22 protein-coding genes are annotated in these 21,542 nt (G+C 71.2%); 17 read left to right on the forward strand and 5 right to left on the reverse strand.

The annotated features are described in order from the left end of the window. Window positions 1–72: 72 nt before the first annotated feature. Genes ACGFNU_RS25900 through ACGFNU_RS25910 form a run of 3 tightly spaced genes read left to right on the forward strand, consistent with a single transcriptional unit; the run spans window position 73 to window position 2,158 of the window. Entirely contained in the window at window positions 73–459 is a 387-nt protein-coding gene (locus ACGFNU_RS25900) for a winged helix-turn-helix transcriptional regulator (protein ID WP_392597524.1), read from the forward strand. An 11-nt stretch (window positions 460–470) separates the two neighbouring features. Then, window positions 471–1,040, forward strand: a complete 570-nt coding sequence (locus ACGFNU_RS25905) for a hypothetical protein (protein WP_392597526.1) — start codon at window positions 471–473, stop codon at window positions 1,038–1,040. Next, complete coding sequence (locus ACGFNU_RS25910) at window positions 1,037–2,158, forward strand: winged helix DNA-binding domain-containing protein (protein WP_392597527.1); 1,122 nt, start codon at window positions 1,037–1,039, stop codon at window positions 2,156–2,158. Before ACGFNU_RS25905 ends, ACGFNU_RS25910 begins: the two co-directional genes overlap by 4 nt. Before the next feature lie 97 nt (window positions 2,159–2,255). On the opposite strand, the gene ACGFNU_RS25915 is transcribed toward ACGFNU_RS25910, so the two are convergent. The 3 genes from ACGFNU_RS25915 to ACGFNU_RS25925 all read right to left on the reverse strand — a co-directional run bounded on the left by ACGFNU_RS25915 (window position 2,256) and on the right by ACGFNU_RS25925 (window position 5,067). Then, complete coding sequence (locus ACGFNU_RS25915) at window positions 2,256–2,930, reverse strand: DUF4190 domain-containing protein (protein WP_392597528.1); 675 nt, start codon at window positions 2,928–2,930, stop codon at window positions 2,256–2,258. Between the two features lie 278 nt (window positions 2,931–3,208). Further along, window positions 3,209–3,844, reverse strand: coding sequence for a LuxR C-terminal-related transcriptional regulator (locus ACGFNU_RS25920; protein ID WP_392597530.1), 636 nt, complete (start codon window positions 3,842–3,844; stop codon window positions 3,209–3,211). Beyond that, window positions 3,841–5,067 (reverse strand): PspC domain-containing protein, encoded by a 1,227-nt coding sequence (locus ACGFNU_RS25925; RefSeq protein WP_392597532.1) that lies wholly within the window; start codon window positions 5,065–5,067, stop codon window positions 3,841–3,843. Before ACGFNU_RS25925 ends, ACGFNU_RS25920 begins: the two co-directional genes overlap by 4 nt. A gap of 179 nt (window positions 5,068–5,246) precedes the next feature. Between ACGFNU_RS25925 and ACGFNU_RS25930 the strand changes: the two genes are divergently transcribed. The 4 genes from ACGFNU_RS25930 (at window position 5,247) to ACGFNU_RS25945 (ending at window position 8,510) form a co-directional block, all read left to right on the forward strand. Continuing rightward, window positions 5,247–6,635 (forward strand): PspC domain-containing protein, encoded by a 1,389-nt coding sequence (locus ACGFNU_RS25930; protein WP_392597533.1) that lies wholly within the window; start codon window positions 5,247–5,249, stop codon window positions 6,633–6,635. Continuing rightward, window positions 6,628–6,861, forward strand: a complete 234-nt coding sequence (locus ACGFNU_RS25935; RefSeq protein WP_392597535.1) for a hypothetical protein — start codon at window positions 6,628–6,630, stop codon at window positions 6,859–6,861. The genes ACGFNU_RS25930 and ACGFNU_RS25935 overlap by 8 nt, the downstream gene beginning before the upstream one ends. Window positions 6,862–6,939: 78 nt before the next feature. Then, the gene (locus ACGFNU_RS25940; RefSeq protein ID WP_392597536.1) at window positions 6,940–7,032 is read left to right on the forward strand and encodes a putative leader peptide; all 93 of its coding nucleotides are present in this window, start codon (window positions 6,940–6,942) and stop codon (window positions 7,030–7,032) included. Between the two features lie 143 nt (window positions 7,033–7,175). Further along, a complete protein-coding gene (locus tag ACGFNU_RS25945; protein ID WP_392597538.1) occupies window positions 7,176–8,510 on the forward strand; it encodes a dicarboxylate/amino acid:cation symporter in 1,335 nt (444 codons plus the stop codon). A 58-nt stretch (window positions 8,511–8,568) separates the two neighbouring features. On the opposite strand, the gene ACGFNU_RS25950 is transcribed toward ACGFNU_RS25945, so the two are convergent. Beyond that, window positions 8,569–9,012 carry a cysteine dioxygenase gene (locus tag ACGFNU_RS25950; protein ID WP_392597539.1) on the reverse strand — a complete coding sequence of 148 codons (444 nt, stop codon included), beginning with the start codon at window positions 9,010–9,012 and terminating at the stop codon, window positions 8,569–8,571. Window positions 9,013–9,353: 341 nt separating this feature from the next. On the opposite strand from ACGFNU_RS25950, the gene ACGFNU_RS25955 reads away from it, so the two are divergent. From ACGFNU_RS25955 to ACGFNU_RS25995, 9 genes are all read left to right on the forward strand, one after another. Next, the gene (locus ACGFNU_RS25955) at window positions 9,354–10,892 is read left to right on the forward strand and encodes an alkaline phosphatase D family protein (RefSeq protein ID WP_392597541.1); all 1,539 of its coding nucleotides are present in this window, start codon (window positions 9,354–9,356) and stop codon (window positions 10,890–10,892) included. Window positions 10,893–11,101: 209 nt separating this feature from the next. Continuing rightward, entirely contained in the window at window positions 11,102–11,593 is a 492-nt protein-coding gene (locus tag ACGFNU_RS25960; protein WP_392597542.1) for a (2Fe-2S)-binding protein, read from the forward strand. A 5-nt stretch (window positions 11,594–11,598) separates the two neighbouring features. After that, window positions 11,599–14,019, forward strand: coding sequence for a xanthine dehydrogenase family protein molybdopterin-binding subunit (locus ACGFNU_RS25965; protein ID WP_392597761.1), 2,421 nt, complete (start codon window positions 11,599–11,601; stop codon window positions 14,017–14,019). Continuing rightward, window positions 14,016–14,873: an FAD binding domain-containing protein gene (locus tag ACGFNU_RS25970; protein WP_392597544.1), complete on the forward strand. Its 858-nt coding sequence runs from the start codon at window positions 14,016–14,018 to the stop codon at window positions 14,871–14,873. Before ACGFNU_RS25965 ends, ACGFNU_RS25970 begins: the two co-directional genes overlap by 4 nt. Before the next feature lie 167 nt (window positions 14,874–15,040). After that, window positions 15,041–15,913, forward strand: a complete 873-nt coding sequence (locus tag ACGFNU_RS25975) for an SRPBCC domain-containing protein (RefSeq protein ID WP_392597546.1) — start codon at window positions 15,041–15,043, stop codon at window positions 15,911–15,913. 37 nt (window positions 15,914–15,950) lie between these two features. Beyond that, window positions 15,951–16,715 (forward strand): class I SAM-dependent methyltransferase, encoded by a 765-nt coding sequence (locus ACGFNU_RS25980; RefSeq protein WP_392597547.1) that lies wholly within the window; start codon window positions 15,951–15,953, stop codon window positions 16,713–16,715. Window positions 16,716–16,793: 78 nt separating this feature from the next. Next, complete coding sequence (locus ACGFNU_RS25985; protein ID WP_392597549.1) at window positions 16,794–18,518, forward strand: alanine racemase; 1,725 nt, start codon at window positions 16,794–16,796, stop codon at window positions 18,516–18,518. A gap of 35 nt (window positions 18,519–18,553) precedes the next feature. After that, on the forward strand, window positions 18,554–19,375 hold the full coding sequence (locus ACGFNU_RS25990; protein WP_392597551.1) for an exodeoxyribonuclease III: 822 nt from the start codon (window positions 18,554–18,556) through the stop codon (window positions 19,373–19,375). A gap of 81 nt (window positions 19,376–19,456) precedes the next feature. Further along, on the forward strand, window positions 19,457–19,795 hold the full coding sequence (locus tag ACGFNU_RS25995) for an STAS domain-containing protein (protein ID WP_392597552.1): 339 nt from the start codon (window positions 19,457–19,459) through the stop codon (window positions 19,793–19,795). Here the strand turns inward: ACGFNU_RS25995 and ACGFNU_RS26000 are convergent. After that, a complete protein-coding gene (locus ACGFNU_RS26000) occupies window positions 19,776–20,117 on the reverse strand; it encodes a peptidoglycan-binding protein (protein ID WP_392597553.1) in 342 nt (113 codons plus the stop codon). The genes ACGFNU_RS25995 and ACGFNU_RS26000 overlap by 20 nt on opposite strands. A gap of 359 nt (window positions 20,118–20,476) precedes the next feature. Here ACGFNU_RS26000 and ACGFNU_RS26005 point away from each other — a divergent pair, with 359 nt between their 5' ends. Then, window positions 20,477–21,529, forward strand: coding sequence for an NAD-dependent epimerase/dehydratase family protein (locus tag ACGFNU_RS26005; protein WP_392597555.1), 1,053 nt, complete (start codon window positions 20,477–20,479; stop codon window positions 21,527–21,529). The last annotated feature ends 13 nt before the right edge of the window (window positions 21,530–21,542 follow it).

A 21,542-nucleotide genomic window follows, 5' to 3' on the forward strand; every position in this document is an offset into this window, starting at 1 on the left:
TATCGCCTTGAACACGAGCCGACCGCGGATCAACGGTCGTCGGCAGAGATCGAGAGGGCTAGGGTGACGCGCATGAGAGAGCCTCTGAGCCCCGACATGTTCGACGAGCTCTGCCCCTCCTCGCTGTCGCCGATCCGCTTCGGCGACAAGTGGGCGGGGATGGTCATCCGGGTCCTCGAACACGGGCCGCGGCGGTTCTCCGAGCTGCGGGTGCCGCTGCGCGGCGTCACCGCGAAGGTGCTCACCCAGTCACTGCGCGGCCTCGAACGGGACGGGCTGATCAGCCGAACCGTCTACGCGGAGGCCGCCCCGCACGTCGAATACCGGCTGACGCCGCTGGGCCGGAGCATGCTGGCGCCCATGGCGGCGGCGTGCGGCTGGGTCGAGGAGCACTGGGAAGAACTCCTCGACGCCCGCGAGTCGTACGAGACCGCCGAACGCCTCGGCCGCGCCGGATAGGCCGCGGCACGATGAGGCGGCCACCGGTACCGGTCCTCGCCTTCCACGTCTCTCTCGTCCTGGTGTTCGTGATCGTGGGCCTCTCGGGCACGCCCGCGTTCCTGCTGGCCCTGACCGTCCTGCCCGTCTACCACCTCGCCACGAACGGGATGGAGGACCTCACTCCGCGCGCCGGCGCGCTGGCCTGCGGGCTGGCCGCCGCGGCCGCGCTGGTCTGGTGGGAGTACGGGTGGTGGTTCGAGATGACCACCATGGACAAGGGCGCGTTCGACGTCGAGCTCACCCTGCGGCGGATCCTCTTCATCGCGGCGCTGGTCCTGGCCTGCGTCCATATGACGATCACGGTGATCCTGCACCAGGGGCGGAACGGGAACCGGGTGGGGCCGCCGTCGCCGGGCCGGGCGATCGACCTGGCCGTGCTCGCCTCCCCCGCCCTCGTCCTGCTCTGCGTCGACGACGGGCAGTCGCGCTTCGATCCCGGCTGGACGGGCTGGCTCGCGCTCGCGGTGGCGGTCGCGGGAGCGGGTGTCGTCGCCGGAGCGGGCGCCGTACGTGTCCCCGCGTGGTACCAAAAATCATGATCTCTTTGCGCGGTCTCAACCGCACTTTGCTCACCCGCCAGTTACTGACGGACCGCGTCTCGCTGGAACCGGTCGAGACGATCAGGCATCTGGTCGCCATGCAGGGCCAGGAGCCCAACTGGCCCTACATCGGGCTCTGGGCGAGGCTGACGGAGTTCCAACACGACGACCTGGCCACGTTGCTGCACGATCGCAGGGCCGTCCGTTCCACCATGTTGCGCCGGACCGTGCACATCGCCGCCGCCGACGACTTCCGCTGGATCCGGCCGACCGTGGCCCCCATCGTGCACGCCGCGTTCAGCTCCCCCTACTTCGCCGACGAGACCAAGGGGCTGGACCTGGCGGAGGTGCACCAGGCAGGCCGCGAGCTGCTGGCCGGCCGGACGCTGACGCGGCGCGAGTTCGGGCGGCTGATGGCCGAACGCTATCCCGGCCGCAACGGCGGGCGGCTCGCCGCGGTGGCGGAGCTCATGTCGGCCATGGCGCACGGCCCCGAGGCCGGGGCCTGGGGACGGTGGGGCAGCCCCTCCAGCGTCTCCGTCACGCTGGCGGAGGAGTGGTCGGGGCTGCCGATGGCCACCGCGCCGGAGCCGGAACGGCTCGTGCTTCGCTACCTGGCCGCGTTCGGACCGGCCACCGTCATGGACGTGCAGACGTGGGCGGGGATCACCCGGCTCCGGGCGGTGCTGGAGGGGATGCGCGACGAGCTTCGCGTCGTGCGGGACGAGGAGGGACGGGAACTGTACGACCTGCCCGGGGCGCCGATCGCCGACCCCGATCAGCCCGTTCCGGTCCGGTTCCTGCCCGCGTTCGACAACGCCCTGCTCGGCCACAAGGACCGGCGGCGCGTGATCGGCGAGGCGGACCGCGGGCGCTACGCGAAGGTCGCGTCCGGCGGGGTGCCGATGTTCCTCGTGGACGGCTTCGTCCAGGGCGTGTGGACCGTCCGGAAGTCGACGTTGACGGTCGCGCCCTTCCGCCCGCTGCCGGACGAGGACGCCGCGGCGGTGCTGGCGGAGGCCGGACGGTTGCGCGGCTTCATCGGCGGCGACCTGACCATCGAGTTCATCGAGGACGGTTCCGCGCCGATCAACAACCTGCAGGCGGGCTCGCGGTGACGGCCGGGCCCGGCGCCCAGGGCGCCGGGCCTGCGACGGCCTGCCGCGGAGGAGGTCCACCGGCGCTCGTGCCCCTGTGACGCGCGCCGCGGACGGCTCAGGCCCGGAGCTTGCGGGTGAGCTTCGTGCCCTGCTTGGAGTGCACGGCGACGCAGGTGATCAAGCGGTCGCCGGACGCCCAGGACTGGACGGTCGGGTAGTAGTAGGAGATGTCGAGCTGGGCGCGCGCGGGGTCGCGGTTGATCCTGCGGGTGACGCGCTGCTGGCAGCCGTTGCCCGCGAGCTTGCCCATCTGGCTCTCACTGGGGAGGGTCGCCGCGGCCAGGCGGAACGTGGCCAGCACCTCGCCGTCGTGCGGGCTCGTGCAGGGGACGACCTTGACGCTGTCCACCTCGACGGGGGCGTCGGTGGCGGTGCTCGCGCCGGAGTTGTCGTTGATGCAGTCGCCGACGCGCATCTTGTTGGCGCGCACGTCCTTCGGCTTGGTCGAGGTCGTCTTGGGCGTCGCGAGCTTGTCCAGGTCGTCCTTGTCGAGCGAGCTGAGGAAGAGGTAGCTCGCGGTACCGCCCACCACCCAGAGCACGGACAGGACGATGCCGCCGAGGGCCAGGCCACGGCCCTTCTGGCCGCGCTCCTTGATCTGCTTCAGGGAGATCACGCCGAGGATCAGCCCGAGGACGCCGAAGCAGCCGAGGAGGCCTGTGATCAGGCTGGCGATGGCGAGCCCGTTGGTGGAGTTGCCGGCCGGCCGGTGCGAGGCCGGTCCGGGCATGGGCGGATCACCGGGCGCGGGATACATGGGGGGTTGGGGTGCGGCACCCGGGGCAGGATCATTGCCCGGAAAGCCGGAACCAGGTGGGTATGTCATGACGAGCGACCATCCCATGCCTGTGATCACCGTGTCGAATTTTGTGATCACGATTGAGTCACGAGGGGCGCCAGGTGCTTGCGGATCACTCGTGGTGACACTAGGGACAATTCAACTAATCGTCAGAACATCACGGGTCGGGTACGGCGTCGGACGGGACGCCGGCCGGGGCGCGCCGGCCCTCAGACGAGGCGGCGGGCGGCGGCCCAGCGCGACAGCTCGTGCCGGTTGGAGAGCTGCAGCTTGCGGAGTACCGAGCTCACATGCGTCTCGACCGTCTTCACCGAGATGAAGAGCTCCTTGGCGATCTCCTTGTAGGCGTAGCCGCGCGCGATCAGGCGCAGGACCTCGCGTTCACGCTGGGTGAGCTGGTCGAGCTCGGGGTCGACCGCGGGCGCGTCGGAGGCGGCGAAGGCGTCCAGCACGAACCCCGCCAGCCGCGGCGAGAAGACCGCGTCGCCGTCGGCCACCCGGCCGATCGCGTCGGTCAGCTCGGGCCCCGAGATGGTCTTGGTGACATAGCCGCGCGCGCCGCCCCGGACGACCCCGATCACGTCCTCGGCCGCGTCCGACACCGACAGCGCCAGGAAACGCGACTGGACGGTGCCGTGCAGCCGGCGCAGCACCTCGATGCCGCCGCCACCGGGCAGATGGACGTCGAGCAGCACCACGTCGGGCTCGGCGGCCTTGATGACCGTGACCGCCTCGTCGACGTCCCCGGCCTCGCCGACGATCTCGATGCTGGCGCCGAGCTCGGCCTTGACCCCGGTGCGGAACATCTGGTGGTCGTCGACGAGGACGACCCTGGTGTCGCTCATGACTTCTTGATCTCCAAACGCACTTCGGTGCCCTCGCCGGGGGCGGTACGGACGGTGGCCTTGCCTCCGTTGCGTTCCATACGTCCGATGATGGACCCTCGCACACCCATCCGGTCCGCGGGGATGGCGTCAGGGTCGAATCCCTTGCCGCGATCCCGGACGAAAATCGCCACCTCGTTCCCCTCCACCTCGGCGTAGACGGAGACCGACGGCGCCTCGGCGTACTTCGCCGCGTTCACCATCGCCTCCCGGGCGGCCTGCAACGCCGAGCCGAGCCGCTCGTCCAGCGTGGTGTCGCCGACGCAGACGACCTCGATCGGCACCCCGTGGTCGTCCTCCACCTCGCCCGCGATCTCCCGGACCGCCGCCGCGAACGTCTGGTCGGGGTCGGCCTTCGGCTGGTAGAGCCAGCTGCGCAGGGTGCGCTCCTGCGACCGGGCGAGCCGCTGCACCTCGCGCGGATCGGCGGCGTTCCGCTGGATCAGGGTCAGCGTGTGCAGCACCGAGTCGTGGACGTGCGCCGCGAGTTCCGCGCGCTCCTGGGACCGGATGCGCTCGTGCCGTTCGGCGTCGAGGTCCTGCCAGAGCCGGACCACCCAGGGCGTCACGATCACGGCCACCCCGGTGAGGATCACCAGCGTGGCGATGAGGACGGAGCTCGCCTGGGCCGGTTCGACCCGCTGGGCGACGACGCCCGCGATGCCGCCGATGACCAGGATCAGGCCCAGCACGCTGCGCAGCCACATCTGGCGGAGCGGGATCCGCGTCAGGCCGACCCACCGCTGCCGCTGGTCGCGGTCCGCCTGCTGCCACAGGATCGCGGCGCCGATGCCACCGGCGATGAACGGCCACAGCGCGGCCTGCCTGAGCCCGGTGCTCAGATTCACCATGGACAGGCCGACCGCGACCGCGGTGTAGGCCAGCAGCTGGCCCCAATCCCGGCGGCGACGGGGCTTGACCGCGGCGCTCTCCACCCCCGGCTCGTCAAGGGCGTCCTCGGCGGTGTCGTGGCGATCGCTCGGCACCAGGACCCAGAACGCGGCGTACGCCGCGACGCCGAGGCCGCTCGCCATGGTCAGCAGGACGAAGGCGGACCTGACGAACAGGACGTCGACGCCCAGATGGGCCGCCAGGCCACGGCACACGCCGGCCACCAGCCGCCCGTCGCCGCGCCGGACCAGCCGGCCGGCGACCGGCACGTCGGGCACGGCCTGTTCGGTCATCGTCGTCCTCACGTCATGTGCGCTGCGTCAGCTGCGATCGATCTCCACCGCAACGATCGTCACACGCGCGGGGTCACCGCGCATCAGGGCAGGCCCCCCATACCCCGCGGAGTTCCTCAGGGTCGGGTCAGGGGTGTCCCGGATTCCCCGGGGCGGCGGCGTCCGCCACGATGGGGACCATGGTCGAGGACCGCAGCGCAGCCAGCCCACCGCCGCCGCCCCCATCGCCGCCGCCCGCGACGTCCCGGCCGGGGGCCTACCAGCGGATGCCCCGCGTCACCGAGGGCCGCATCCTGGCCGGAGTGTGCACCGGCATCGGGCGCGCCACCGGGATCGACCCCGTGGTGATCAGGGTCGGGTTCGGCGTCCTGCTGCTCGCGCACGGCCAGGGCCTGTTTCTCTACATCGCCGCGGCGCTCTTCATGCCCGCCCGCCCCCAGGGCCTGGCGCCGGCGGAGCAGCTGTTCCGGCGGCGGTTCGACAAGGCCGCCGTGCTGTCGGTGCTGGGCGCGCTGATGTGCCTCGGCTTCACGCTCAACATGGCCGGGGGCGCGGTCTTCGGCGACGCCCTGGTGATCTTCACCGTGTTCGGGCTCGTCCTGCTGGTCTCCCACGCGCGCGGCGTGGATCTCGTCGCCGCCGCCCGCACGTTCCCCGAACGGCTCCAGGGCCACCCGCTCGACCAGCCGTACGCGGGCACCGCGGCCGCGGGAACGGGAGCCGCGGAGAGCTCGCGGGTCTCGCTGGACAAGCTCGAACGGGCGCCGGGCGGGCTGCCCGAGGGAATGATCGACCTGGCCACCCTCGGTGGTGGCACCCGGCCGGCGGACACCCTGCCATCAGACGCCCTGCCATCAGACACCCTGCCATCAGACACCCCGCCTGCGGGCGAACGTACCGTCCCGCCGGTGAAGGCGTGGCCGGCGGGGGCCGCCGCGGCGATCCGCAAGCAGCGGGGATCGTCGCCGCTGACGCAGGTCACGCTGCTGGCGGCCATGGCCGCCGCGGCCGGGATGCTCACGGTCGCGAACGGCTACCCGGCGCCGCAGAACGGCATCATCGTCGCGTCGACCGCGCTGGCCGTCATCGGCGGCGGGCTGCTGCTGGGCGGCTGGTTCCGGGCCCGGGGCCTCGCCACGGTCGGCACCCTGCTCACGCTGAGCCTGCTCGCCGGGTCCGCGGCCGCCGAGGTGCCGCGCGACGCCCGCTACGGCGAGATCGAATGGCGGCCCACCGACGCGACCCGGACCCAGCAGGGTTACAAGGTCGCGGTCGGCTCGGCCGTCCTGGACCTCACCGCGCTGCCGATGAAGCCGGGCGGACGCGTCGCGATCGACGTCGAGGTGCTGCTGGGCGGGCTCAAGGTCAAGCTGCCGCGCACGGTCCGGGTCGAGCTCGACGCGCGGATCGGGCTGGGCGACCTGTCGGTGGACCTGCGCACGGTCAGCGGCCCGGGCGCCAAGATCAACGAGATACTGCCGGCCACGGAGGGCACCGCCGCGAACCCGCCGGTCATCACCCTCCGGATCCGCGGCAAGGTCGGCGACATACAGGTGGATCATGTCTGAGCACTCCGAGCAGCACGCCGAGCGGCGGCCCCGCCCTCGGTTCGACCCGGGCGGCGTGATCACCGGGATCTTCTTCCTGGCCGTCGCCGGGGTGTCGCTGGCCACGGGGTTCTCGGGCGAGCCCGTCGTGCCGCTGCGGTTCCTCGTCCCGGCGGCGCTGATCGGACTCGGCCTGGTGGGCATCATCCGGGTGTTCACCCGCGGCCGGCGGCGCACCCTGCGCTGACCCGGCCGGGCCGGTGATCAAGTGTGAGGGGGATCACCGGCCGGATCCGGAACGAACAATCCGGACATTCGGTTAACTATGCCCGTGAGGTTCTCCAAGAAGAGCATTCTGCTCGTGGCCCGGCTGCACGTGGACCTGTGCCGCCTCGCCAGCGTGCTGTGTCGCGGCTGACCCGCCACCACGCCCACCTCTGAGCCTCTCCCGCTCCCCTTCACCTTTCACCCGCTCTGTTTTCCCCCGGCGCACCGCCCTGCCCTGATGTCGCAGGCCGGATGACGCCGTACGGGTGACTCGACTCCTCTGGAGAACCCTCCGTGAACCTGCGTGTCTGGAAATGGCAGTTCTGGCAGCAGATCGTGCTCGCCCTCGTACTCGGCGTGGCCGTCGGCGCCCTGCTCAACAACCTCGGTGACGGTGCCGAGCTCGCCGAGGACTGGCTCGACCCGTTCGGCTCGGTCTACACCAGCCTGCTGAAGGTCGTCGTCGTCCCGCTCGTCTTCACCGCCATCGTGGTGAGCATCGGCCGGCTCCGCAACGTCGGGAACGTGGCGCGGCTGACCGGCAAGACCCTCGGCTGGTTCGTGGTCACCTCGGCCATCGCCACCGCCATCGGCCTGATCGTCGCGCTGATCGTCGACCCGGGCGAGGGCCTCGGCAAGCTCGCCAGCGAGACCGCCGAGACCGAGCCGGTCACCTGGACGCAGATCCTGCAGAACCTCTTCCCGTCCAACATCGTGAACGCGATGGCCGAGGGCAACGTGCTCGGCGTGGTCACCTTCGCCGTGCTGTTCGGCGCCGCCCTGGTCGCGATCGGCGAGCGCGGGCAGCGCCTGACCGACCTGATCGACGACATCTACCAGGTCATGCAGAAGGTCGTCTGGTGGGTCGTGCGGCTCACCCCGATCGGCTCGTTCTTCCTGATCGGCTCCGTCGTCGCCACGTACGGGCCCAGCTCGCTGGAGCCGCTGGTCAAGTTCACCGGCGCGATCTACCTGGCCGTCGCGGTGATGCTGATCGTCGGCTACCCGACCCTGCTGCGCGTCTTCGGCCGCGTCTCGCCGCTGAAGTTCTACCGAAACTCCTGGCCCGCGCTGCAGTTCGCGTTCGTCTCATCGTCCTCCCTGGCGACCCTGCCGATCGCGCAGAAGGTGGCGATCGAGCGGAACGGCGTGCAGCGCGAGTACGCGAGCTTCGCCCAGCCGCTGGGCGCCACGATCAAGTTCGACGGCTGCGGCGCGATCTACCCGGCGGTGGCCGCGGTCTTCGTGGCCCAGTACACCGGCGCCCACCTCGGCCTCGCCGAGTACGCCCTGATCGCCCTGGCCGCCGTCATCGGCCAGCTCGGCACCGGCGGCACCCCCGGCCCGGCGCTGGTCGCGCTGACCCTGACGCTCACCACCGTCGGCCTGCCGCTGCAGGCGATCGGCTACCTGATCGCCATCGACAAGGTCATCGACATGGCCCGGACGACCCTGAACGTCGCCGGCCAGCTCACGGTGCCCGTCCTGGTCGCCCGTTCCGAGGGCCTGCTCGACGAGAAGGTCTTCAACGACACCCCGGCCGACATCACCGGCGGCCCCGCCGTGACCGAGAAGCCCGAGACGGCCGAGACGGCCAAGACCCCGGAGCGCGAGCCCGTCCCCGCCTGACCCTTCGACCGAAGAACGCCCGCCAGCTGTGAGCTGGCGGGCGTTCTCGTCGTCCGGCTCAGGGGGCCAGGTTCGCGTGGAGGCTGATCGCGTAGGCGGGGCCGGGGTTGGTCAGCTCATGGGTGCGGCCGCCGCCGTGCACACGCACCCGGTTGGCGCGCAGCGGGCGCTCGGTGACGCCGTCGGCGGCGATCCGCACCTCGGCCAGCTCGCCGGCGATGACCGTGCTGACCTCGGTGCCCGCGTGGTCGTGCACGTCGGTCCGGTGGCCGGGCGGCCAGGTGGTCAGCCACAGCTGGATGCCGTCGACCTCGTCCAGCCGTACCCGCACCGGGCCGTCGGGGGCGAAGCGCACCAGCGCCCACCAGTCGCCCGGACGGGCCGCGAGGTCGTGGATGCGGGTGGCGAGCTGCCCGACGGTCGGCGGCCGCTCGACGGCGGACCGGCCGTGCGGGTCGTCCTGACCACGCATCGTGATGTCGGGAACCATGTCGAGGTTCACAGGAAGTCCTTCGTGTGCGGCGCTGACGGCCGATGAGCCAAGGGAAGAGTCGAACGGGAGAGCGGGCCGGGGAAGACGTCACCCGGCGGGAAGATCGCTGATCAGCGACAACAGGAAGGACACAGCGCGCTGGCCACGCGGCGGAGCGCCACGGGGCTGCAGAGGGAGATACGCGCTGGCATGAGGTATAGGAGACACTCCGCTACGGAGCGCTGTCAAGTCGATGCCCAAATGATCACCAGATGTCGCGCGTTCACGGAAAAGCCACATTCGGGCCTGGTCGTGTACGCCGCGACGGGAGACCATGCGCACGTCCCGATCTCATGTGAACGGAGTCGTCGATGGCGCTGGACAGGCGGAGTCTCTTGCGTGGTGGCCTGCTGGCGGGCGGTGGAGCGGCCCTGTCGGCATATGGTGGCCTGGTCTCCCCGGCGGCACAGGCGGCACCCGCCCTGATCCGCAGCCGCCCCCGCCTCACCAGCGGCGTCCAGAGCGGCGACGTCACCGCCCACGAGGCGGTCGTCTGGGCGCGCTCCGACCGTCCCGCCCGCATGCTGGTCGAGGTCAGCCGCCGCCCCGACTTCAAGCACTCCCGGCACGTCCGCGGCCCGGTCGTCACGCCGTCCTCCGACCTGACCGGCAAGACGTTCCTCCGCGGCCTTCCCGCCGGCGAGGAGCTCCACTACCGCGTCCGGCTGGCCGATCTCGACGGCCATGCCCTGTCCGCCCCTGCCACGGGCCGCCTGCGCACCGCGCCCCGCCACCGGCAGGACGTCTCGTTCGTCTGGTCGGGCGATCTCGCGGGCCAGGGCTGGGGCATCAATCCCGAGCTCGGCGGCTACCGGATCTTCAAGGCCATGGGCGCGGTCGACCCCGACTTCTTCCTGTGCAGCGGCGACCTGGTCTACTCCGACGGCCCCCTCGCCGAGACCGTCCAGCTGCCAGACGGCCGCACGTGGCGCAATCTGGTCACCCCCGAGAAGACCAAGGTCGCCGAGACGCTCCCCGAATTCCGCGGGCAGTTCCGCTACAACCTCCTGGACGCCGGCCTCAGGGCGTTCAACGCGCGCACGCCGACCATCAACCAGTGGGACGACCACGAGGTCCTCAACAACTGGTACCCGGGCGAGATCCTCGACCTCCCGCAGTACACCGAGAAGCGCGTCGACGTCCTGGCCGCCCGCGCCCGCCAGGCCATGTTCGAGTACACGCCGATCTCGACCGCCAAGAAGGGCCGCGTCTACCGCCGCGTCTCCTACGGGCCCCTCCTGGACGTCTTCGTCCTCGACATGCGCACCTACAAGGACGCGAACGGAGCCAACGACTCACCCCGGGGCCGGATCCTCGGCGCTGAGCAACTGGCCTGGCTCAAGCGCGAACTCCGCGGCTCCCGCGCCACCTGGAAGGTGATCGCCGCCGACCTCCCGCTCGGCCTGATCGTCCCCGACGGCACCGCGTTCGAAGCCGTCGCCCAAGGCGACAATGGGGCTCCCCTAGGCCGCGAACGCGAGATCGCCGATCTGCTCTCGTACGCCAAGAAGAACCACGTCCGCAATATGGTCTGGCTCACCGCCGACGTGCACTACACGGCAGCCCACTACTACGACCCCGCCAAGGCCGCGTTCCAGGATTTCGACCCCTTCTGGGAATTCGTCACCGGCCCCCTCAACGCCGGCGCCTTCGGCCCTAACAACCTGGAATCCACGTTCGGCCCGCAGCTCAAATTCCGCCAGACGCCTCCGCGCGCCAACACCTCACCCGCCGAGGGCTACCAGTTCTTCGGCGAAGTGGACATCAGCGCCAAGAGCGGCCATCTGACCACCCGCCTCCGCGACATCGACGGCAAGGTCCTCTACGCTCAGGAACTCTCGCCGAGCTAGCACTCCCGCACCCGCAGGTCACTCGTTCAAAACGGGTGAAAAAGGCCACGTCAAGGTCTGGTACGCGATTCCGAGTAGGCATACGTTCAGAAGGTCGCCCTCCTTCCTCCGGAGGTGGCCTCGATGCCGCGGCCTGCCCAGCGCGCTCCGCCCCCAGGGACGTTCTCCCCCGTTCAACCCCTGCCCGAGAGACGCCCCTGGGAGATCGAATGCCACGAATCCGCGTCGAGGTCGACGGTGTGACGTACGAGGACGACGTCGAGCCGCGCCTCCTGCTCGTTCACTATCTCCGTGACCGGTTGGGGAAGGTCGGCACCCCGATCGGCTGCGACACCACCAACTGCGGAGCCTGCACCGTCCTGCTCGACGGGATGAGCGTCAAGAGCTGCTCCGTGCTCGCCGTCCAGGCCGACGACCGCGGGATCACCACGATCGAGGGGCTGGGAACCGACGGGACCGACCATCCGATGCAGCGGGCGTTCCATGAGGAACACGCGCTGCAGTGCGGATTCTGCACCCCCGGAATGATCTTGGCGTCGATCGACCTGCTGCGCGAGAAGGCCGACCCGTCCGAGGAGGAGATCCGGGACGGCCTGGAGGGCAACCTCTGCCGCTGCACCGGCTACCAGAACATCGTCCGCGCGGTGCGCAAGGCCGCCGATGAGATGCGGCAGCCGGCGCGGTCGGAGGTGGCGCCGTGAGCGAGATGGGCAAGGCGCGGCTCCGGAGCGAGGACGCGCGGCTCATCACGGGCCGGACGCAGTGGACCGACAATCTTCAGCTGCCCGGACTGTGCCATGTGGCTTTCCTGCGCAGCCCGCACGCGCATGCCCGTGTGACCAGGGTGGACGTCGCGGCCGCGAAGAGCCGGCCGGGCGTGCTCGCGGTGTTCAGCGGCCAGGACTTCGCCGAGGAGCAGGGCAGCCTGCCGTGCGCGTGGCCGGTCACCGAGGACATCCTGATCCCCGACCACCCGTCGATGGCGGTCTCCGAGGTGCGCTACGCAGGCGAGCCGGTGGCGTGCGTGGTGGCGCGCGACCGGTACGCGGCGATGGACGCCCTGGAGGACATCGACGTCGACTACCAGCCCTTGCCCGCCGTGACGGACATGGAGCAGGCGCTGCGCCAGAGCACCGACCTGGTGCACGGCGACCTGGGCACCAACCAGTCCTACCGGATGGTCATCGAGAGCGGCGACGTCGAGGCCGCGTTCCGGGACGCCCCCGTGACGATCGAGCGCCGGTACGTGCAGCAGCGGCTCATCCCGACCGCGATGGAACCGCGGGCCGTGGTCTGCCGGCCGGACGGCGACGAGTTCACGATGTGGTCGGCGACGCAGGTGCCGCACATCCTGCGGCTGATGCTGTCCGCCGTCACGGGCATCGGCGAGCACCGCATCCGCGTGATCGCGCCGGACGTCGGCGGCGGCTTCGGCTCCAAGCTCCAGGTGTACGGCGAGGAGGTGCTGCTGCTGTTGCTGGCCAGGCGGCTCGGCCGTCCCGTCAAGTGGACGGAGTCGCGCAGCGAGGGCAACATGACCGTCCACCACGGCCGCGACCAGATCCAGCGGCTGACGATGGCGGCGGAGGCCGACGGGCGGATCCGCGGCTTCAAGGTCGACGTCCTGGCCGACATGGGCGCCTATTTGATGCTCCTCACCCCGGGCATCCCGACGCTGGGCGCGCCGATGTTCAACTCCATCTACAAGATGGACGCCTACTCGTTCACCTGCACCGGGGTCTTCACGACCAAGACGCCCACCGACGCCTACCGCGGCGCGGGGCGGCCGGAGGCGACGTTCGGCGTCGAGCGGATGATGGACGAGCTGGCCGCCGAGCTGCGGCTCGATCCGCTGGAGCTGCGGCGGCGCAACTGGATCAAGCATGAGGAGTTCCCCTACACGACGATCACAGGGCTCACCTACGACTCGGGCAACTACGAGGCGGCCACCGACAAGGCGCTCGCGCTGTTCGAGTACGACAAGCTGCGCGCCGAGCAGGCCGACCGGCGGGAACGCCGCGACACCGTTCAGCTCGGCATCGGCGTCTCCACCTACACCGAGATGTGCGGTCTCGCGCCGTCGCGCGCGCTCGCCCAGGTGCGGTCGGCGGCGGGCGGCTGGGAGCACGCGACCGTCCGGGTGCTCGGCACCGGCAAGGTCGAGGTCGTCACGGGCACGTCGCCGCACGGCCAGGGCCATGCCACGGCCTGGGCGCAGATCACGGCGGACGCGCTCGGCGTGCCGTTCGAGGACGTGAAGGTCCTCCACGGCGACACGCTCATCGCGCCGCGCGGATGGGACACCTACGGCTCGCGGTCGGTGACGATCGGCGGCGTCGCGGTCCACAACGCCTGCCAGAAGGTCGTCGAGAAGGCCCGCAAGGTCGCGGCGCACCTGCTGGAGGCGGCCGAGGCCGATCTCGACTACGCGGGCGGCTCGTTCAGCGTGAAGGGCGTCGGCGGCGACGGGGCGTCGATGACGCTGGCCGAGGTCGCGGGCGCGACGCTGTCGGCGCACGAGTTCCCCGAGGGCGTCGAGCCGTCGCTGGACTCCGACGCCACGTTCGACCCGGAGAACTTCTCCTTCCCGCACGGCACGCACCTGTGCGCGGTCGAGGTCGACACCGAGACCGGCTTCGTGAAGATCCGCTCGTATGTGGCGGTCGACGACATCGGCTCGGTCGTCAACCCGCTGATCGTGGACGGGCAGGTGCACGGCGGGCTCGCCCAGGGCATCGCGCAGGCGCTGTACGAGGAGGCGGTGTACGACGCGGACGGCAACCTGACGACCACGACGATGGCCGACTATCTGGTGCCGTCGGCGGCCGACCTGCCCACGTTCGTCACCGACCGCACCGAGACCCCCGCGACGTCCAACCCGCTCGGGGTGAAGGGCGTCGGCGAGGCGGGCACCATCGCGTCCACGCCCGCCGTCGTCAACGCCATCGTCGACGCGCTCCGCCAGCACGGGGTGCGGGACGTGCAGATGCCGTGCACGCCCGAACGTGTCTGGCGTGCGCTCCGCGAAGCCTTCGGCGAGGAACCCGAAGGACCCGGCGGCGCGCAGCCCGGCGCGGGCGGCGGGCTGGGCTCGGCGCAGGCAGGCCAGGAAGGGGGCCAGGAATGATCCCCCCGAGCTTCGACTACATCCGCCCGTCCTCGGTCGAGGAGGCGGTCTCGGCGCTGTCGCAGGCGGGCGAGGACGCCAAGGTGCTGGCGGGCGGCCAGAGCCTGATGCCGCTGCTGCGGCTCCGGCTGGCCTACCCGGACGCGCTGATCGACCTCGACCGGGTCGAGTCGCTGCGGCAGATCCGGTCGGAGAACGGCGACCTGTTCATCGGCGCGATGGCAACGCACCACCAGGTGGTGCGTGATCCGCTCGTCCTCGAACACGCGCCGCTGATCGCCAAGGCCACGGCGACCGTCGCCGACCCGGCGGTACGGCATCGCGGCACGTTCGGCGGGTCGCTCGCGCACGCCGATCCGGCCGGCGACCTGCCCGCGGTGGCGCTCGCGCTCGACGCGGTCTTCCTCGTCCGGTCGGTCCGCGGCGACCGGGAGATCCCCGCGGCGGACTTCTTCGTCGACTGGATGACGTCGGCGATGGAGCCCGACGAGCTGCTCGTCGGCGTGCGCGTGCCCAAGCTCGGGCCGGGCTGGGGCGCGCACTACGAGAAGTTCCACCGCACCGCGCAGGCGTGGGCGATCGTCGGCGTCGCGTGCGCCGTCCGGCGCGAGCGCGGCGCGATCGAGGACGCCCGGGTGGCGCTGACGAACATGGGGCCGGCGCCCGTCCGGGCCACCGAGGTCGAACGCTTCATCGAGGGCCGGTCGGTCTCGGAGAACTCCTTCCGCGCCGCGTCCGAACGGGCCGCCGAGGGCACCGAGCCGCCCGGCGACCTGCACGGCTCGGCGGAGTACCGGACCCATCTGGCCCAGGTGCTCACCGCCCGGGCCCTGACCGCCGCGGCGGCCGTCTGACCCCGGTTCCGTGATCATGTGGCCGGGCCCACACGCCCCAGGGCCCGGCCGCGTGATCACTCAGAGCTCCGCCGTGGCCGGGCGAGCCTCACCTGCGCATCTGGCGGCCGCACGGGTGACGGTCGTAGGGTCACGGACAAACCCCCCGACGAGAAGGAATCCCCACCATGGAGCTCGACCACGAATTCACCGTTCCCGTGCCGGTGGATCAAGCCTGGTCGGTCCTGCTCGACGTGGAGCGCGTGGCGCTCTGCATGCCCGGTGCCACCCTGGACTCGGCCGACGGCGAGGAGTACGCGGGCCGCCTCAAGGTGAAGGTCGGCGCCATGACGATCACCTACCGGGGCACCGCCCGGATCGCCGTGGCCGACGAGTCCACGCGCACCCTCACGATCGAGGCCGCCGCCAAAGAGGCCCGCGGCTCCGGCACCGCCTCCGCGACCGTCCAAGCCCGCCTCCATCCTTCCCGAGGGGGGACGACCCCCCACACCCCCCGCGGGCCAGAAGAGCCGGCTTCGCCGGCGGCCACAGGCGAGGCCTCGGACGAAGGCGACGCGACCCGCGTCACCGTCCACACCAAGCTGAACGTGACCGGCCGCCCGGCCCAGTTCGGCCGCAACATCCTCGCCGAGGTCGGCGCCAAGCTCATCAGCCGCTTCGCCAAGGCGCTCGCCACGGAGCTGGAGTCACCCTCCGAAGCGGCCGAGCAGGCGGCCGGTGGGGCGGTCGACCAGCAGGCCGCCGCCGAAGAGGCCGAGCGCCGGATCACCGACACCCGCCCCGACATCCCCGTGGTGGAGGCGCAGCCCGCACCCGCGTCCGCACAGGAGGCGGCGCCCGCCATTCCGGCACAGCGCCCGGCGAGCCCCGCCGAGTCGACCGTGCGGCCGCTGCCCGCACGGCCACGGCAGGAGGAGGACGCGATCGACCTCCTCGAAGTCGCGGGCCCCTCCCTCGCGAAGCGCGCCGTCCCGGCCCTCGTCGCCGCCGTCGCCTTCCTGCTGACCGTCCGCTACCTGTTCCGGCGCCGCCGCGGCTGACCCCGCGCCGGACCATCCGCCGATCAAAAACCGGCCAATGATCCGGCCGGGCGCGGCGGCGGTGATGGCGTCCCGGCGGCCCATCGCGTGGGCTGCTGCCGTGGACACCATCGAGATCCAGCGGGTCGTCGACATCGAGGACGACAACTGGTGGTACCGCCAGCGCCGGGAGATCATCGCTCGCGAGCTGCGCCGCCTCGGCCGCCCGGGCCACGCCGTGGACATCGGTGCCGCCGGCGGCGGCAACACCCGCGTGCTCCTCGACCACGGCTGGCGCGCCACCGCGATCGACAACACCGAGACCGCCGTCGACCTCTGCCTGTCGCAGGGCATCGACGCCTACTACGCCGACGCGTGTTTCCTGCCGTTGCCCTCGGGCACCTACGACCTCGCCCTGGCACTGAACGTCCTCGAACACATCGAGGACGACGCCACCGCCACGGCTGAACTCACCCGTGTCCTCCGTCCCGGTGGCACGGCGCTGGTCTCCGTCCCGTGCGACATGAAGCTCTGGTCCACCCATGACGTGGCCTTGGGACGGGTCCGCCGCTACACCCGCCAGACGCTCACCGACACGCTCGCGACCGCCGGTCTCGCCCTCGACCGGGTGTGGAGCTGCAACGTCATGCTCCGCCCGCTCGTCAGGATGAACCGCCACCGGATGGCCCACTGCGAGGACATGGCGCACCTCCACCCGGCCCTGAACGAGGGCTTGAGCCTGCTCGCCTCGCTCGAACGCCGTCTCCCGCTCAAATCCTGGCCCGGCGTCACCCTCTTCGCCCGCGCCCATCGTCCCGCCTAGCGGCGGCGACTTCTTACGCTCGAAGGCGAGGGGCCGCGGACCGGCGCGGCCCCGCACGAGCTCGTAAGGAGGAAGGCCGTGCCGCGGGTCACGATCAGGCTGGACGTCATCGAGGCCAACGCGCGCGCCGTCACCGGGGCGTGCGCCACGTACGGCGTCGGGGTCTTCGGCGTCACCAAGGGCACCCGCGGGATGCCGCACGTCGCGCGCGCCATGCTGCGCGGCGGCGTGATCGGGATCGGCGAGTCGCGCTACGAGAACATCCGGCGGCTGCGGCAGAACGGCGTCGACTGCCCGGTCCTGCTCCTGCGCAGCCCGCCGCTGTCGCGGATCGACGAGACGGTGCGGCTCGCCGACATCAGCCTCAACTCCGAGCTCGCCGTCATCGAGGAGCTGTCCCGGATCGCCGAGCGCCGGTCCAGGCTGCACGAGGTCATCCTGATGGTCGATCTCGGCGATCTGCGCGAGGGCGTCTGGCCGGACGACCTCATGTGGACGGTGGAACGCGTGCTGCGGCTGCCCGGCGTACGGCTGGCCGGGATCGGCACCAACCTCACGTGCTTCGGCGCCGTCCTGCCGTCCGACCGCAACATGGGCGAGCTGGCCGGGTACGCGACGAAGATCGAGAAGGACTTCGGCGTCGGCCTGTCGTACGTCTCCGGCGGCAACTCCAGCAGCCTGCCCTTCCTCCTGGACGGCCGGATGCCGCCCGGCGTCAACAACCTGCGGATCGGCGAGGCCATCCTCCAGGGCGGCCGGGACACCTTCTTCGACACCCCGTGGGAGCCGCTGGACCGCGACGCGTTCCGCCTCACCGGCGAGCTCCTCGAGGTCAAGGTCAAGCCGTCGGTGCCCATCGGCGAGACGGGGGTGGACGCGTTCGGCGGCCGGCCGGTCTTCGAGGACCGCGGCGACCGGGCGCGCGGCATCCTCAACATCGGCCGGGAGGACGTCGCCGTGGAGGCGCTGCTGCCGGACGATCCGGACGTCCAGGTGCTGGGCGCCTCCAGCGACCACCTGATCATCGACCTGGCGGACGTGCGCCCGCTCCCCCGCGTGGGCGACACCGTCGGATTCCATCTGGGCTACGCGGCGCTGCTCGCCGCGATGACCTCCGAGTACGTGGAGAAGGTGCCCATGCTCGACGACGCGCTGCCGCCGCCGCGCCCGTACCGCCTGAGCGCCGACCCCGCGCGGGCCGGACTCGTCGGCGACCTCCCCGCGCGCCTCGCCGCGCTCGGCTTCGCACAAACGGACCAGGCCGAGGGCGCGATGCCGCTGCGCTTCACCGCCGCGCCCTCGGCGGATCTGCTCACCGCGCTGGCCGAGACGTACGACGCGTACGGCCTCATCTGGCTCAGCGCGCACGCCGGGCTGAACTCGGGCGAGGCGCTCAGCCAGGCCTTCGGCCACGAGCCGCACGGTCCGACGGCCCTTCCTCAGCTCGCACCGGAGAACACCGTTCTCGTCGGCCTCCGCGAGGTCTCCGCCGAGGAGTCCGAGCACATCAAGGACGCCGGGCTGGCCGCGTTCACCATCGTCGACATCGACGTCCGCGGCATCCGGGAGATCATGAGGGAGGCCGTCCGGATCGCCCGCGGCGGCACCCGCGGTTTCGCGGTCGTCTACGACACCTCGGCGACCGGCGGCGACGGCATGTCCTCGCGCGAGACCCACCAGGCCATGGAGCTGGTCGCGGAGTCCGGGGCGATGCTCGCCCTGGAGGTCACCGGGCCGGCGCCGGAGAACGCGAGCGGGGTGACCGCCTACGTCCTCTCGGCGTTCGGCAGGACGATCCTCTGAGCACCGCCACGGCACCGGAATGGCAAGCTGGGGACATGCGCCTGGCGACCTGGAACGTCAACTCGGTCAAAGCACGTCTGCCGCGGATGCTCGAATGGCTGGCCGAGGCCAAGCCCGACGTTCTCTGCTTGCAGGAGACCAAGTGCTCCGCCGGCAACTTCCCGGCGGCCGAGGTCGCCGAGCTCGGGTACCAGACCGCCGCCCACGGCGACGGCCGCTGGAACGGCGTGGCGGTCCTCTCGCGGGTCGGCCTGGAGGACGTGACCCGCGGCTTTCCCGGCGAGCCCGGCTTCGTCAACCCGCCCGAGGAGCCGTCGCCGCTCGACGAGGAACTCCCGCCGCCCGCCGCCGAGGCCCGGGCGATCGGGGCGACCTGCGACGGCGTCCGCGTGTGGTCCCTGTACGCGCCGAACGGGCGCACGGTCGGCTCGCCGCACTACGCCTACAAGCTCGCCTGGTTCGCCGCGTTCAAGGCGGCCCTCGCCGATGAACTACTGGAGAGCCAGGCACTGGTGGCCACCGGTGACTTCAATGTGGCCCCGACCGACGCCGACGTGTGGGACCCGGCCGTCTTCGCCGGCTCCACGCACGTCACGCCTCCCGAACGGGAGGCCCTGGCCGGGCTACGGTCGCTGGGCCTGCACGACGTGGTCCCGACCCCGATGAAGGGCCCGCACCCGTTCACGTACTGGGACTACCGCGCCGGGATGTTCCACAAGAACATGGGCATGCGCATCGATCTCTTCTACGCGGGCGCTCCCGTGGCCGAGCGCGTGCGGTCGGCGTACGTCGACCGCGAGGCCCGCAAGGGCAAGGGGCCGTCCGACCACGCGCCGATCGTGGTCGACCTCGATTAGGGGGGCCGCCGGAGATTCGCCCTTACGCCGTCGAGCAACTCCATCTACCTTGGACCTAGCCGCTTGGACGCGAGGTGCGAAGTGCTCGAGACACTCGGGGTGAAGGTCGAGCGGATCGGCCTGTGGACGGTCATTCACCTGACCGGCGAGCTGGACCTCTGCGGCCGGCCCGTGCTGACGAACGCGATAGACCAGGTCGGCCTTGCCCCCCGGCCGCGCGTGATCGTGGACATGACCGAGGTCTGGTTCATGGACTCCTCGGGACTGGAGTCCCTGCTCCGGTCGAACCGGTGGATCCTCGCCCGCGGCGGGCGGCTCGTGCTGCTGGGCCTGCACCACCGGGTCCGCAAGATCCTCGACATCACCGGGACGTTCCGCGCCTTCGAGATGGTCGAGAGCCTCAGCGACCTGCCGGACTGACCGGCTGCCCCTCGGTCCGGTCCGCCCACTCGAACACCTGCCGCGGCGGCAGCTGCTCGGCGCTCACGATCCGTACCGCCCGGCACGCCTCGGCCAGGGCGTGCACGGTGCGCGGCCCCGCCGCCCCGTCGGGCCGCAGCCCGGCATTGCCCTGGAACTCCCGCACCACCGCCGTCAGGGCGTCCGGCTCCATCGGAACGGTGTAGCCGAGCCCGACCAAGATCTCACGAACCACGACCGGATCCGCCGTGGGCAGCTGCTCGGCGTGCGCGTCCAGGATGACCCGCGCCACCGCCCCCACCGCCGCGATGAATTTTTGCATCTCACCGCCCTCGACTCGACAGCGGACAGGGTCCTGCGAAATTGCCCCCTCAACTGTCGTCTGCCCACTACAAGGCCACTATGAACCATTCCAGGGAATTCGCGACGGCTGGCCGGCGAGTGAGATTCCGGGCCCCTCTACGCCACATACAAAAGACACAATGACATAAAGATCTCCCACTTCTTTGCTATGCGTTCTCCCAGGCCCGGAGATTTGCTTTTGCCAGGCCATGAAAAGCCCATCAATTCGGCGACCACCCGCCGCGATTGATTGCCCGCTGTAACGTTCGCCGCGGTGTCCGCTACGCAGCGTGAGCGGACGGCGCGCGGGCCGGCGCCACGGACGACAGGAGCACCCCGATGTCCCCTCTCATGATCCCCGCGGAGACGACGATCCTCACGGGCGCCGGCGGCTGGTTCGGCCGCGCCTACCTGGCCGCGCTGGCCGGCTCGGGCGACCCCGAACACGCCCGCCAGGGCGCCGTGCGCGTGCTGGTGCCCACCGCGTCCGAAGCCGCGTCCGTGCTGGACGTCCATCCCAAGGCCGAGATCTACATCGGGGACGTGGCCGACCCGGGGATCCTGGAGGATCTGATGCGCTCGGCCGAGGGCGCGAACGTCGTCCACGCCGCCGCAGTGATCCATCCGGCGGCCGTCGCCGACTTCGAACGGGTGAACGTGGGCGGCACGCGCGCCGTGCTCGCCGCGGCCGTCATCGCCGGTGTCCGGCGGGTCGTGCACATCTCCGCCGGCTCGGCGTTCGGCGTCAACCCGCGTCGCGACGAGACCTTCCGGCACGACGAGCCGTACCGGCCCTATCTCGGCTACGGCCAGTCCGCGATGCGCGCCGAACTCTCGGTCAAGGCCGCCCACGGCAAGGGCGGCGTCGAGACCACCATCGTCCGGCCGCCGTGGTTCTATGGCGAGTGGCAGCCGGTTCGCCAGGCCACGTTCTTCACGCTCTGCCGGACGGGTCGTTTCCCCGTCATGGGCAAGGGCGGCATGCGCCGTTCGATGGTCTATATCGGCAACCTGGTGCAGGGCGTGATCCGCGCCGAGCTGCATCCGGACGCCGCCGGAAACGCGTACTGGGTCGCCGACGAGCGCCCCTACACGCTGCGGGAGATCGTGGAGACGGTCCGGCAGGTCATGCGCGACGAGGGTTATCCCCTCTCCCACCGCACCCTGCGCGTGCCGGAGGTCGTCGGCTCCGTCGCCGAACGGGCCGACAGGCTCCTCCAAGCCCGCGGCCGCTACCACCAGGAGATCCACGTTCTCGGCGAGATGAACAAGACCATCGCCTGCGACGTGTCCCGCACCATCGCCGAGCTCGGTTACCGCCCCGACGTCGATCTCGCCGAGGGCATGCGCCGCTCCATCCGCTGGTGCCGCTCCCGCGGCATGGCCCTCTGATCCCCGACGGCGG

The sequence above is a fragment of the Spirillospora sp. NPDC048911 genome (assembly GCF_043198015.1).
Taxonomy (GTDB): domain Bacteria; phylum Actinomycetota; class Actinomycetes; order Streptosporangiales; family Streptosporangiaceae; genus Spirillospora.